13 protein-coding genes and 2 pseudogenes are annotated in these 14,667 nt (G+C 36.1%); all 15 read left to right on the forward strand.

What is annotated here, in order from left to right:
- The first annotated feature begins 3 nt into the window (after positions 1-3).
- The 15 genes and pseudogenes from rsgA (at position 4) to LB888_RS09755 (ending at position 14,651) form a co-directional block, all read left to right on the forward strand.
- Positions 4-945: a ribosome small subunit-dependent GTPase A gene (rsgA, locus tag LB888_RS09685; protein ID WP_078756031.1), complete on the forward strand. Its 942-nt coding sequence runs from the start codon at positions 4-6 to the stop codon at positions 943-945.
- Between the two features lie 4 nt (positions 946-949).
- A pseudogene (rpe, locus tag LB888_RS09690) lies at positions 950-1,590 on the forward strand (ribulose-phosphate 3-epimerase).
- Between the two features lie 12 nt (positions 1,591-1,602).
- A complete protein-coding gene (locus tag LB888_RS09695; protein WP_318752786.1) occupies positions 1,603-2,265 on the forward strand; it encodes a thiamine diphosphokinase in 663 nt (220 codons plus the stop codon).
- A 117-nt stretch (positions 2,266-2,382) separates the two neighbouring features.
- On the forward strand, positions 2,383-2,571 hold the full coding sequence (rpmB, locus tag LB888_RS09700) for a 50S ribosomal protein L28 (RefSeq protein ID WP_066124112.1): 189 nt from the start codon (positions 2,383-2,385) through the stop codon (positions 2,569-2,571).
- A 289-nt stretch (positions 2,572-2,860) separates the two neighbouring features.
- The gene (locus LB888_RS09705; protein ID WP_066124110.1) at positions 2,861-3,217 is read left to right on the forward strand and encodes an Asp23/Gls24 family envelope stress response protein; all 357 of its coding nucleotides are present in this window, start codon (positions 2,861-2,863) and stop codon (positions 3,215-3,217) included.
- Between the two features lie 24 nt (positions 3,218-3,241).
- The gene (locus LB888_RS09710; protein WP_318752787.1) at positions 3,242-4,936 is read left to right on the forward strand and encodes a DAK2 domain-containing protein; all 1,695 of its coding nucleotides are present in this window, start codon (positions 3,242-3,244) and stop codon (positions 4,934-4,936) included.
- 73 nt (positions 4,937-5,009) lie between these two features.
- Positions 5,010-7,043, forward strand: coding sequence for an ATP-dependent DNA helicase RecG (gene recG / locus LB888_RS09715; RefSeq protein ID WP_318752788.1), 2,034 nt, complete (start codon positions 5,010-5,012; stop codon positions 7,041-7,043).
- A gap of 425 nt (positions 7,044-7,468) precedes the next feature.
- A pseudogene (gene plsX / locus LB888_RS09720) lies at positions 7,469-8,468 on the forward strand (phosphate acyltransferase PlsX).
- 117 nt (positions 8,469-8,585) lie between these two features.
- A complete protein-coding gene (gene acpP, locus LB888_RS09725) occupies positions 8,586-8,828 on the forward strand; it encodes an acyl carrier protein (RefSeq protein WP_066124101.1) in 243 nt (80 codons plus the stop codon).
- Between the two features lie 32 nt (positions 8,829-8,860).
- Complete coding sequence (locus tag LB888_RS09730) at positions 8,861-9,874, forward strand: ABC transporter ATP-binding protein (protein WP_071407868.1); 1,014 nt, start codon at positions 8,861-8,863, stop codon at positions 9,872-9,874.
- Positions 9,874-10,830 carry an ATP-binding cassette domain-containing protein gene (locus LB888_RS09735; protein ID WP_318752789.1) on the forward strand — a complete coding sequence of 319 codons (957 nt, stop codon included), beginning with the start codon at positions 9,874-9,876 and terminating at the stop codon, positions 10,828-10,830. The genes LB888_RS09730 and LB888_RS09735 overlap by 1 nt, the downstream gene beginning before the upstream one ends.
- Position 10,831: 1 nt before the next feature.
- The gene (gene opp4B / locus LB888_RS09740) at positions 10,832-11,794 is read left to right on the forward strand and encodes an oligopeptide ABC transporter permease (protein WP_318752790.1); all 963 of its coding nucleotides are present in this window, start codon (positions 10,832-10,834) and stop codon (positions 11,792-11,794) included.
- A gap of 30 nt (positions 11,795-11,824) precedes the next feature.
- Positions 11,825-12,727, forward strand: a complete 903-nt coding sequence (locus LB888_RS09745) for an ABC transporter permease (RefSeq protein WP_412928333.1) — start codon at positions 11,825-11,827, stop codon at positions 12,725-12,727.
- 920 nt (positions 12,728-13,647) lie between these two features.
- A complete protein-coding gene (locus LB888_RS09750; RefSeq protein WP_318752792.1) occupies positions 13,648-14,265 on the forward strand; it encodes a DUF1054 family protein in 618 nt (205 codons plus the stop codon).
- A 98-nt stretch (positions 14,266-14,363) separates the two neighbouring features.
- Positions 14,364-14,651, forward strand: coding sequence for a UPF0223 family protein (locus LB888_RS09755; protein ID WP_078756022.1), 288 nt, complete (start codon positions 14,364-14,366; stop codon positions 14,649-14,651).
- Positions 14,652-14,667 lie beyond the last annotated feature (16 nt).

Genomic DNA, 14,667 nt, shown 5'->3' on the forward strand with positions numbered 1-14,667 from the left:
TCTATGAAAGAAAAGCAAATCATTACGAAAGAAGGGTTCATTTACCAGGCGATTAGTGGTTTTTATTATGTATGGTCTGAAGGTCATTCATATGCCACTAAACCTAAAGGGAAATTTCGACATCAACAAGTAAAACCATTGGTTGGGGATCATGTTGAAATCGAAATCGATCTTGATGATAGTCAATCAGAAAGTCGTTTAGTGACGATATTTCCAAGAAAAAACAGTTTAGTGAGACCCCCGGTGGCCAATGTGGATGACGCGTTTATTGTGATGTCACTGGTCGAACCAGATTTTTCATATAATTTATTAGACTACTTTTTAGTATCGATTGAGTCTCATCAAATTGAACCGATTATTTTACTTACCAAATATGATTTATTAGTAAAATCGATGGGTGAAGCGACAGCTGAATCAAAAGTGAAAGAAATTAAAGACGTTTATCAAAAGATTGGCTATCAAGTCATCGTAAAAAATGAAATTAGTGCTTTTGCAGAGGAAATAGAATCAGTAGTCAATAAAGATGCTATTTACATCGTGATGGGCCAATCAGGTGTGGGCAAATCGACTTTATTAAATGATTTATTACCTAAAGCCGATATTGCTACCGGTGAAATTAGTGATTATTTAAATCGTGGACGTCATACGACCCGTGAAGTCACTTTATATCGCTTATATCAAGGACTTCTTGCAGATACGCCTGGATTTAGTGCAATTGACTTTCCACAAATTGAAAAAGAAGCACTGAGTCAGTATTTTCCTGAAATTTGGCGTAAGAGTGCCGAGTGTCGCTTTAGAGGATGTCTACATCAAAATGAACCTAACTGTGCAGTCAAAGAAGCGGTTGAAACCGGCGAAATTGCCACCTCTCGATATGAAAATTATAGTCAAATATTACAAAAAATTGAACAAAGAAAACCGGTTTATCGTAAAAAGGAGAAATAAAAAAATGAAAATAGCTCCCTCAATGTTGAGTGCGGATTTTACCAAATTATTAGCTGAAATTAAAGAAATTGAACAATATGGTGCAGATTATTTACATATAGACCTAATGGACGGTAACTTTGTCGGTAATATTTCTTTTGGGCCGATGGTCTATCAATGGTTAAGACCTCATACCGACTTAGTATTTGATGTGCATATGATGGTCGAACAACCAGAACGATATGTCGAAATGGTTGCCAATGCCGGGGCCGATATTATTACGGTACATGTCGAAGCCACTCATCATTTACATCGCGTGATTCAAATGATTAAACAATTAGGAAAAAAGCAGGAGTGGTGATTAACCCCGGCACACCAGTGTCCGCCATCGAAGCTGTATTATCAGAAGTGGATTTAGTATTGGTCATGACGGTTAATCCAGGGTTCGGAGGACAAAGTTTTATCGAATCGACTTTAACCAAAATTAGTCAATTAAAAGAGTTACGTAGTCAACACCAATATCAATATGAAATTGAAGTTGACGGGGGGATTAATGAAATGACTGCTCAACAATGTCTGACAGCTGGAGCAGATGTTTTAGTAGCGGGATCCTATATTTTTAACGCAACGGACCGTCAACAAGCGATTGAGTCTTTACGTAAATAAGGAGCGATGCGGATGGCAAAAGTCATAATTTGCGCAGGAGGATCTAATCCGGCCCTAGACCAGTTGCGAATAAAAGAAGAAGACATATTAATAGGGGTTGATCGTGGTGCCTATCGCTTAATAAAAGCCGGTTTTACTTTAACTCATGCTTTCGGTGATTTTGATTCAGTTAGTGCAAGTGAATTAGTTTTCATTGAAGAAAATACGCAAACACTTCATCGATATCCATCAGAAAAAGATGATACGGATTTGCAATTAGCTTTGTTATATGTGCTAGAGCATTACTCTCAATATGAAACGATTGCAATATACGGGGCCTTAGGTGGAGACGGTCGTGTTGACCACTTTTTAGCCAATATTTGGTTAGCTTTGGAACCGCGCTTTGAAAACATTGTTGAAAAGCTTCATTTTATTGAAACTCAACATCAAGCGCGCTTTTATCAACCAGGTCATCATCAATTATTGAATCCATCGCAAGCGAAGTATTTATCGATCATTTCTTTAACCCCAGTTAGCTCGTGGCAAATTAAAGGTGCCAAATACAATTTGCCAGCGACTGATTTTAAGACGCCGACCGCTTTAATTAGTAATGAGTTTATCACCAACCGACCAACGATTGAATTATCCTTTACTAAGGGAATGATTAGTGTTTTGTGGGTTCAAGATGATCATTAATTTTTAAAAAAGCAAAAAAGTCTGTAAAGTATCTTGCCTTTACAGCTAAACTATGGTAAATTTGTAAGGTATGAAAAAGCAGAGACTCAGCTCCTGCGATATAAAGGAGGAATTACGATGGCTAAAGTATGCTATTTCACTGGTCGTAAAGCTAAATCAGGAAACACTCGTTCTCATGCTATGAATCAAAGCAAACGACGTTTCGGCGCTAATTTACAAAAAGTTCGTGTGATGATCGACGGAGAACCTAAAAAAGTTTGGGTATCTGCTCGCGCTTTAAAATCAGGTAAAATTGAACGTGTATAATTAACACAATATACTAATAGGGGCTAGGCAAACACATTCTTGTTGATTGCCAGTCCCTATTTTTGTTAAAAGAGTCATAATGACTGGATAGGACTAAATTCATTGAGATGCTTTCAATCCAAGCCAAATTGTATGGGATAGGTAGAGCAAGTTTAATTGTTTGTTTTTAAGTTTAAATGATACCTATTCTGTAAAATATACAGATTTCATCCGTAATAAATAGCGTTTAATCACTAGTTATGGTAAAATTATTACGATACAAAACATAAGTTTGAGGAGGCGTATATAAATGGCTATTAAAATTCAAACTCCAAATGGTCAAATTACATTAAACAACGAAGTAATCGCAACCGTCGTAGGTGCAGCTGTAACCGATAATTACGGTGTCGTTGGAATGGTTAGTAAAAATGTTATTCGCGATAATATTACAGAAATTCTAAAAAAAGATAACTATGCAAAAGGGGTCGTCATTAGCCAACAAGGTAATGATGTAGCAGTCGATGTGTATATTTTAGTTACATACGGCACCAAAATATCAGTCATTTGTCAAAATATTCAGCAAGCCGTGAAATATAATGTTGAACAATTATTAGGTTTTGAGACAAGTTATGTCAATGTTCATGTTCAAGGCGTTAAAGTGGACTAAGTCTTAAAATCGAGGAGGATTCAAGTGGAATTAACAAAAATAACTGCAGCCGAGTTTCGAGCAATGGTGATTGCCGGTGGCCAACGACTAAATGATCAAATGGAACTCATTAACTCATTAAATGTGTTCCCAGTACCAGATGGTGATACCGGAACGAATATGAATATGTCGTTTACTTCTGGGGTAGAAAATTTAAAACAATCAAAATCTGACAAAGTAGGAGAATTAGCGGGTGCTTTAGCTAAAGGTTTATTAATGGGAGCACGTGGTAACTCTGGTGTTATCTTATCGCAAATTTTCCGTGGTTTTTCACAAGCAATTACAGGCAAAGATACTTTAGATGCTAATGACTTTGCTGCTGCTTTTGCCGGTGGTGTTGAAGCTGCCTATAAGGCTGTGATGAAACCCGTAGAAGGAACCATTTTAACTGTTGCCCGCGAATCAGCTATTCGTGGTGAGAAAAAAGCGTCTAAAACAGATAATATTATTGAAGTAATGCAATCAATCGTAACAGGCGCTGAAAAATCTTTAGCTAAGACACCTGACTTATTACCCGTTTTAAAACAAGTAGGTGTCGTTGACTCAGGTGGGAAAGGTTTATTAAGTGTTTATGAAGGATTCTTATCTGCACTTAAAGGCGAAGCAAGTATTGCCCAAGATGCTGATGAATTATCACAACAAGCTCAAGCTCATGCACATGCAATGTTTGAAGAGGGTGCAGAAAATCCAATGACCCTTGAAGAGATTACGTATGGTTACTGTACCGAAATCATGGTGCGCATTGGGGAAGGACCTACTACAATTAAATCATTTAATTATGATGAATTTAGAAGTACCTTAGATCAAAAAGGAGACTCATTATTAGTAGTAGCCGACGATGAAATCGTAAAAGTTCATATTCATACTGAAAACCCTGGGGAAATTATGCAATTAGGCCAAGAGTTTGGTGAATTAATCAAGATTAAAGTAGATAATATGCGCGAACAAGTGCGTAGTCTAGAAAATGATGAAAAAGCATTAAATGAAAAAGCTCAACAAGTGGCTGAACCAACGGAACCAGAACGTGAATATGCTATTATCGCAGTTGCAGCAGGTGAAGGGATTATGGAATTATTCCGCTCACTCGGTGTTACTGAAGTGTTATCAGGCGGTCAAACCATGAACCCATCTACTGAAGACTTTATTAAAGCAATCGAAAGAGTAAACGCTAAGAAAATTATCTTATTACCTAATAATAAGAATATCGTCATGGCTGCAGAGCAAGCAACGCAAGTGGCTGAAGTTCCAACAGTGGTCATTCCAACGACTACCATTCCAGAAGGAATTGCCTCATTAATGGCCTTTAATGTGGATGCATCGATTAAAGAAAATAAAGAACAAATGACTGAAATGAGTCACCAAGTAACCAGTGGTCAAATTACTTATTCAATTCGTGATACCGAAATTGATGGTGTTAAAATTAACAAAGAAGATTACATGGGCATTGTGAGTGGTAAAATTATGTTATCCGTACAAGATGCTCCAACTGCATTAGACCAAACTTTAAAATTAATGATGACTGAAGAAACTGAAATTGTGACGATTATTGTAGGCGAAGACGGTTCAGTCGATGAAGCAAATCAAATTGCTGAAGAATTAGAAGAACGATTTGAAGACGTTGAATTTGAAATTGTAGAAGGTAATCAACCGGTATATAATTATATCATTTCAGCAGAGTAGTGTATTAAGGATGATAGTTAGAGCTGGGGCAACCCGGCTCTTTTGTGTTATTTTAAGGGAGGAGGCAAGATCAGTGAGTGATTGGTTGGATAGTATTGGAATCTTAAAAGGAGTGGGCCCAGCAAAAGTACAACAATTTGCCTCTTTAGGCATTCTAACTATTCGAGATTTATTATTTTATTTCCCTTTTCGTTATGAAGATTTTCAAATTCGAGATTTAAAAACAATTATGGATCAAGAGAAAGTAACCTTAAAAGGACAAGTTGTATCACCGCCGGTGGTCAATTATTATGGTCGACGCAAGAGTCGTTTATCATTTCGTTTTGCTGTATCTGACACCGAGGTCATCCAAGTTGTTTTTTTTAATCAACCTTATTTAAAAAAATCATTTGAATTAGGCCAAACAAAAGTAGTTTATGGTAAATGGCAAAGTAACCAACAGAGTTTACTAGGCATGAAAATGATTAAAATTGATGAAGAAGGGGAGAATAATATTGCCGGCGTTTATCCTAGCAAACTAGGAATTCGTCAAACAACCATTTTAAAAACAATTCAAGCTGGTTTTGATGAGTATTATCATCAGATTCCTGAAATTATTCCCCAATATTTAAATGATAAATATCGCTTAATACCTTTGAATCAAGCTTTGTACCAAATGCATTTTCCAAAAGACTCAGTGCAAAAGAAACAAGCGACGCGCAAAATCATCTTTCTTGAATTTTTCTTATATCAATGGCGCTTATTAAACACTGCTTATCGTGATAGTCAAGAGCAGGGTGTACGAGTTTTTTATGAGGTTGAAGATTTAAAAAGTGTTATTAAGACCTTACCCTATGATTTGACCAATGCTCAGAAAAAAGCCGTGAATGAAATCTGTTATGACCTAATGGCGCCTTATCCTATGAAACGAATGCTACAAGGTGATGTCGGGAGCGGGAAGACCTTAGTGGCCTTTTTAGGAATGATAGCAACGATTCAAGCAGGTTTTCAAACGGCTTTAATGGCACCAACTGAAATATTAGCCAAACAACATTATGAGAATTTTAACCGGATATTTGAACCGGTGGGCTTACACGCAGAATTATTAGTGAGTAATTTAAAAGCAAAAGAAAAACAAAATTTGATCGAAGGCTTACAAACGGGTAGAATTCGAATTGTGATTGGGACGCATGCACTCATTCAAGATAATGTTCAATTCAAACAGCTTGGCTTAGCCATTATTGATGAACAGCACCGTTTTGGTGTCGGACAAAGACAAGCCTTACTGAATAAAAATGATACGGCAGTTAATTTATTACAAATGACTGCTACTCCGATCCCTCGTTCATTAGCGATGACATTATATGGCGAATTGTCGGTTTCGACCATTGATGAATTACCAGGTGGACGTAAACCAATTACTACCCATCGAGTAGAACCAGGAAAAATAGATGAAGTATATGAACGCATGCACATTGAACTGGCGGCAGGTCATCAAGTTTATTATGTGTTGCCATTAATTGATGCTTCAGAAAATATGCAGTCGATTGATAATGTAATCGAGATTGCCGATCATTTAAGCGAGGTTTTTGTTCAATATCAAGTAGGCGTCTTACATGGACAGTTAGATAAAGAAGCACAAGAACAGGTAATGGATCAATTTAATGATAACCAGATCCAAATTTTAGTGGCAACTACCATGGTGGAAGTCGGTGTCGATGTTCCTAACGCAACAGTCATTGTGATTCAGTCTGCTGAACGCTTTGGTTTAGCTCAGTTACATCAATTAAGAGGACGGGTCGGAAGAAGTGATTTACCAAGTTATTGTTACCTCATCGGATCGCCTACTACTGAACAAGGAGAAGCACGACTGGATATTATGACCCAATCGCAAGATGGCTTTTTTATTAGTCAAGAGGATATGAAAATTAGAGGAATTGGCGATATTATGGGACGTAGCCAATCAGGCTTACCACAATTTCATTTTGCGAATGTGGTCGAAGATGCGCATATTTTAGCGATTGCCCGTCAAGAAGCCAAAGAACTATTAAATCATTTACATCGTTTATCTGATGAAGAAGAACAAGCCTTAAAAGATTGGCAAGATTCTACCATCATTGAAATGTAAATTTCGAATCAAGATAATGATTAATGAATCACTGTATGGTGATGACTTTTTTGAAAACGATCAAAACCTGAAGACTTATTTTGATAATAACCATATCAGATGAACTATTTAAAAAAGTAGTGTAAAATAGCTTCATTAAGTGAAAAGAAAATCATTACTTATAAATCTTATCTATATAATAGGAAGAGATTTTTATTAGCTTGTTTGAAATGGGCAAAAATTTGATAAAATAGATTCAATTTTTACACGTAAATGCTCAGCGCATTTTTGATTAGACATCAAACAGTACCTAAAAAGAAAGGTTAACAGTTTCTGACTGAGAGTGCTAGGAGTTGAAACGAAAATTATCTCATTTTGTTATACTTGTCCACTTCCTAAATGAAAGATAAAAAAAGATAATATGTGTTTAAGAAAGAAGGTATATAATGTTTAAAATTGCAATCGATGCCATGGGAGGCGATCATGCTCCACATGCAGTCGTAAAGGGAGTCAATAAAGCTATCGCGACTTTTCCTGAAATTGAAGTACTATTATTTGGAGATGAAGCACAAATAAAACCATTATTAACAGTTGAAGACAGAGTCACCATCATTCATACCGATGAAGTGGTTGAAAGTGATGATGAACCTGTTGCAGCGGTTCGTCGTAAAAAGGTTCTTCAATGGTAATGGCAGCACAATATGTAAAAGAGAAAAAGCGGATGCTTTATTATCAGCCGGAAATACTGGCGCTTTATTAGCAAGTGGTTTACTCGTCGTTGGGCGTATGAAAGGGATTGATCGTCCAGGTTTAATGCCAGTTTTACCAACTTTTAATCCTGAATCTCCACATTTAATTTTAGCCGATGCAGGCGCAAATGCTGATTGTAAACCTAATAATTTATATCAATTTGCCGTTTTAGCTTCATTTTATGCCAAAGCCATGTTCGGCATTGCTAATCCAAGAGTGGGCTTGATTAATAATGGTACTGAAGAAACCAAAGGGAATGAATTAACTAAAGCAGCTTTTCCTTTATTAAAAGAAACAACTGAATTAAATTTTGTGGGCAATGTCGAAGCAAAAGAACTGTTGCAAGGGGTATGTGATATCGCTATTACAGATGGTTTTACTGGTAATGCTATTTTAAAATCATTGGAAGGAACTTCTAAATCCATTTTTAAAGCAATCAAAAATCAATTATTAAATACTGGCCTAAAATCCAAATTAGGTGGATTATTAATCAAAGATGCATTGAGTGATTTAAAAGATCAATTTGATGACACTAAAGAGGGCGGAGCTATTTTATTAGGAGTACAAGCGCCCGTCATTAAAGCACATGGCTCTTCTAATGAGGAAGCCATCTTCAATGCGATTAGACAAGCAAATAAAATATTAACAAGCAATGTTGTGGAAGAAATAGCTAACCATTTTAGAAATCTCTCATAATTAAATACGGAATTCTTAAATTAAATTAATTTTTAGGTAGACATTTTAGTATTTAGTATGTAAAATAGTATGAGTATACTAGCGCGTGTAGACGCAAAATTAGTTGGAGGTATGTTAATGGGAACTAAAGAAAATGTATTCGAAATTGTAAAAGAAATGATTATCGATCGTTTTGATGTTCAAGAAGAAAGTGTCACTCCGACAATGACGTTTAATGATTTAGGTGCTGATTCATTGGATATCGTTGAATTAGTAATGGAATTAGAAAATCGATTTGAAGTGACCTTTGATGATGACAAAATAGAACAACTTGATAATGTTGGCGATGCCGTTCAATATATCGAGACGTTAACAGCGTAGTAGTATAAGGTATAACTGAACGGAGGGAAAACATGAATGAGCAAGAATTATTATTAGACATAAAAGACTTGCATGTTGGGTTCCGTATCAAAGATGATTATTATGATGCGGTAGATGGTGTATCTTTACAACTATTCAAAAATGAAAAATTAGCAATAGTTGGAGAGTCAGGTTGTGGTAAGAGTACGCTTGCAACCACCATTATGGGATTACACAACCCAAATGTAACGAAAATTACTGGTGAAATTATTTATCAAAACGAAAATGTTATTGAGTATGATGAAGCTGCCTTTAATGGGATACGTGGTAAGGAAATCGGAATGATTTTCCAAGATCCATTAGCTTCATTAAATCCTTTGATGACCATTGAAGCTCAAATTGATGAAGCTTTGATTTATCATACAAAGTTAAATTCTAATGAGCGCCATGAACGCGTTTTAGAATTATTAGATCAAGTAGGGATTGCGAATCCACAACGTACAGCAAAACAGTATCCACATGAATTATCCGGTGGAATGCGTCAACGTGTGGTTATAGCGATTGCATTAGCTTGTAAACCGGCTATCATTATTGCCGATGAGCCTACAACAGCATTGGATGTTACTATCCAAGCTCAAATTTTGGACTTATTAAATGATATTCAGGAAGAAACTGAATCAGGTATTATTTTAATTACACATGACTTAGGAGTTGTAGCTGAAACAGCTGACCGTGTAGCCGTGATGTATGCAGGGCAAATCGTTGAAATTGCAACGGTACATGATTTATTCAACGACCCTCGCCATCCATATACGCGTTCTTTATTACGTTCAATCCCACAAACGGATAGTAATTTAGAAGATGAATCAGGTGAATTGCATGTTATTCAAGGAATTGTTCCACCACTACCTAAATTACCAAGAAAAGGTTGCCGTTTTGCTCCACGTATTCCGTGGATTGGAGCAGAAGCTCACGAAGAAAATCCAACCTTACACGAAGTAGAGCCAGGTCATTTCGTTCGTTGTACCTGTCATGAACACTTCCACTTTGAAGAGGAGGCGAAATAATGGCAGAATTTATGAGAGTAGAAGGACTGAAAGTCCATTATCCAATTAGAAGTGGCTTTTTTAACCGTATTACTGATTATGTTTATGCGGTTGATGGCGTTGACTTAGTCTTTGAAGAAGGAAAAACTTATGGATTAGTAGGAGAATCAGGTTCAGGTAAATCAACAATCGGTAAAGCCATTATTGGATTAGAAAAAATTACCGACGGTAAAATCTTCTATGAAGGTAAAGACATTACCTCTGAAGCACGTAAAAGACGATCTGATTATCGTCGAAATGTGCAAATGATTTTCCAAGATGCAATGAGTAGTTTTAACCCTAAAAAGCGTATTACTGATGTTTTATCAGAACCATTACGTAACTTTGAAAATATGACACCAGAAGAAGAAAAACGTAAAATGATTGAGTTACTGCATATTGTCGGTTTATCCGAAGATGCTTTAAACAAATATCCACACGAATTCTCAGGAGGTCAACGTCAACGTATTGGGGTAGCCAGAGCGGTTGCGATTAATCCTAAATTGATTATTGCCGGTGAGCCAGTTTCTGCATTGGACTTATCTGTACAAGCACAAGTATTAAACTTTATGAGACGTATCCAAGATGAATATAATACGAGTTATTTATTTATCTCCCATGACTTAGGAGTCGTTAAACATATGTGTGATGAGTTAGCAATTATGTATCGTGGTCGTTTCACTGAATATGGTTCAAGTACCGATATTTATGGCAATCCAAAACATATTTACACTCGTCGTTTATTATCTGCGATTCCGCAAATCGATCCAAATAACCGTGAAGAAAACAAAATGAATCGTTTACGTGTCGAAAAAGAATACCAAACGAATGCATCTAAGTATTTCACGGAAGAAGGTCGCGTTTACGACTTGAAAGATTTATCATCTACGCACAAAGTAGCTCTGAAGGATGTTAATGGACAAGGAGGCGTCAATTAATATGTGGAAAACAATTCTTAGACGTATTGTCTTAATGCTGCCACAATTGTTTATATTAACAATTTTAGTATTTGCATTGAGTATCTTAATGCCAGGGGATGCTCTAACCGGGACAATTGACCCAACAATTTCAGCAGCTCAATTAGAAGCAATGCGTGAAAAATTAGGCTTAAACAAGCCATGGTATGAACGTTACATTGATTGGATGAAAGGTGTTTTAGTGGGAGACTTCGGTAGAAGTTGGAAATACAAACAACCTGTATTATCTATCATTGGACAACGTGTATGGCCAACGATTTGGTTATCATTATTTACAGCAATTTTAACGTATCTTATTGCGTTACCTTTAGGTTTATTAGCGGGTCGCTATCAAGATTCTTGGATTGACCGTACGATTAACTTATATAACTTTATTTCGTATTCAATGCCATCATTTGTATTAGGTTTATTAATGATTTGGTTATTTGGTTATACATTAAAATGGTTCCCAACACGTGGGACAATCAGTTCAGGTGTCACACCGGGTACGATTCAAGCCATGTTATCACGCTTGTATCATATCATTTTACCGGGTACTACCTTAGCTTTAATTAGTACTACTGGTACCATTCAATACTTACGTACTGGAATTATTGATGCAAAATCACAAGACTATGTGCGAACTGCTCGTGCGAAAGGGGTACCTGAATCCGTGGTTTACCGTCGTCATATTTTCCGTAACTCATTATTACCAATTGCCGCCTTCATGGGATATACCATTACCGGTTTAGTTTCAGGGGCAGTTATTACAGAAAATATCTTCACTTATCAAGGGATGGGACGTTTATTCTTAGACTCAATCAGTGGTCGTGATTTCTCAGTCATGATGACCTTAGTATTGTTCTTTGGATTTATGACCTTATTAGGTACCTTGTTATCTGATATTATTATGGTATTCGTGGATCCACGAATTAGAATAGACTAGGAGGAGGACACAATGGAATTACAACAAAATATGCAAGAAACCGAAGTAGTTCAAGATCAAGAAACATCTGTGCCACCCCTAGGTTTTGAAGTTATTCGCCGTGAATTTATGCGTGATAAACTAGCGATTTTCGCTTTAGTATTATTGATCTCTATTATTTTAGTTTCAATATTATCGCCATATTTTATCGATGTTCCTGCGGGAATGAAAGTTAGCATTTTTGACCGTTTCTTAAAACCGGGTGTAGATGGCCATATTTTAGGTACTGATGAAGGTGGACGTGATGTCTTTACGATGTTAGTTGCCGGTACTCAAAATACATTATTCATCGGATGGTCCGTAACGGTTATTACCGCCGTTGTTGGGATTGCTTTAGGGGTAATCTCTGGTTATTATGGTGGTGTCGTAGATGATGTCATGATGCGTATTGTTGACTTTATAATGGTTTTACCGACGTTCATGTTTACCATCGTTATGATTACAATCGTTGAAGGTTTCAGTATGTGGAAATTAATTTTAATTATTTCTGTATTCGCGTGGCCAAGTACTACACGTTTATTCCGTACAGCAACCTTATCTGAAGCAGCTAAAGATTATATTAGTGCTTCAAAAACAATGGGAACCCGCGACTGGAAGATTATCTTATTTGAATTATTACCTAACTTAAGTTCGATGATGATTACCAACTTAACATTAAGTTTTGCTGGAAATATCGGGATTGAGACCGGGTTAAGTTATTTAGGATTTGGTTTACCAGTAGGAACCCCATCAATTGGTACTTTAATCGGTTATGCTAATAACCCAGACGTTATTGAAAATAAAACTTGGGTTTGGTTACCGGCGGTTATCCTAGTATTAATCTTAATGCTTTGTGTTAACTATATCGGACAAACCTTACAACGTGCAGCTGACGCTCGCCAACGTCGTGGTTAGTCATAATCTTAATAATTAACAAATGGGAGTGGGCAAGAAGTAGAAAATTAAATAATTTTCGCTTCGTCTGCCCACTCCCGCACAGTTGAGTAGGTCTCAAACAAGTCGTTTAGACGCCATTTGAGACCACTCAACCACTGCGCTTTGAATTAGATTGATATGCCTGAACAGAATTTAAAAAGTTTTTGGCCCAGCCTCAAGTTCTAATAATTTTTACTGATAGGAAATTATTACAAATTTTGCAAGATAAGGCTTAATGCCGAAATCAGACCACCCTTTGGTGGTCTTTTTGATTCTAAAATTTCATTCTGTTACACTTTAACGGATTGTTTATCATTGCTATTGCGATATAATAGAGTAAAATCCATTATATAACCTTTGAGGTGACCATAATGGATTTTTAATTTTTTCATGATTTTGATTTTACTTTGTCATCCCTTAGTATTATCGGTTGTTACATACACTTGGTTGACGATTAAAGGATTGATCCTTTTAGCTTTAAAACTATTATCGATTTTATTTGAAAAGTTAAATATAAAATTGTAATTTTCAATGTAGTAGTTTTATTATTTATCGGCCTTACTCTTATCCATATGAAAGAGAAGGCTGTTTTTGTTTGTCAATCACAACAATATTTTATTGAATCGGCACAATACCCAACAGCATCTTCTTGGCTTACTTAAAGCTAATCAAATTTGTGAACTTTAGTAAGGTACAATAACGATTGTTAACTTTCGGATTACTTTTATTTTTTCGTATCCCAATGCAAGCAAATAATAATATATTAGTTTTACATCATTGAGAAAGACAGATAGACTTTTACCTTAAATGGTAGTGGAAATCGCTTGGAGATAAGCACTTCTTCATTGCAAACACTCTTCCATATTGAGATAATAGAGGATAGACGAGGAGTGAGACTTATGAATTTTGATCACACAGCTTTTGCTGTTTTTAATGAACCTGAACTAGCAGGAAGAATGGCGGCCATTCAAGCACGTATTCAACCAACTTTTCAGTATTTTGGTGATATTTTAGCAGAACATATTCGGGAACAATCACCACCATCAACGGAGGTGTTTGTGCATATTGCAAAACATTTACGGAGAACAGCTTATCCTCCGGAATCAACATGGGTAGCGATTGGTGGCGATAAACGTGGATATAAGAAGTATCCTCATTTTCAAATTGGTATTAATGAACATTATGTATTTTTCACTTTGGCGTTAATAGATAATCCACTCTATGAAAAAGAAATTGCTCAATTATGGCAACAAAAATTGTCTGCATTTAAAGAGTTGCCGCAAGATTTCGCAGTCATTCCAGATCATACCCAGTTTGAGTTTCAAGAGGGGCCAGATATTGATTGGGCGAACTTACTTGAACGTTTGGAAAAAGTAAAAAAAGCTGAATTAATGATAGGAAGAATCTATCCAAAAGATTTAAAGATATTAAGTGATAGTAAATTATTAACGGAAAGTTTCATTGAGACTCTTGACGAACTGATGCCGTTATATATGGAAGCCATGTCATTTTATTAAAACTAAAATTATTTGTTATAGACCGCTTTCATCAGAAAAAATGTTTTTATTTTTATTGCAAAATACTGTATAGTAGTACATGGACAGGAGGCGGGCTAATGCAAAATTATGCTTATCCTATCGATTCAGATTGGTCAACAGATGAGACAGTTAAAGTTGTGGAATTTTTAGCAGCTGTTGAGCAAGTTTATGAGTCTTCGATGGATGTTAAAGAATTCTCGATTAAATATCAAAAATTTAAAGAAGTAGTGACCAGTATAAGTGGTGAAAAACAATTAGATAAAGTGTTTCAAAGTGAAAGTGGTTATTCCATTTATCAAGCTGTGAAATTAATGAAAGAGCTGAATAAAACGGAAACCAAAAACAAAAAGATGAGGATTAATTAGGAGGATGAATATGGAT

The sequence above is a fragment of the Globicatella sp. PHS-GS-PNBC-21-1553 genome (genome assembly GCF_033564055.1).
In the GTDB taxonomy this organism is placed as follows: domain Bacteria; phylum Bacillota; class Bacilli; order Lactobacillales; family Aerococcaceae; genus Globicatella; species Globicatella sulfidifaciens.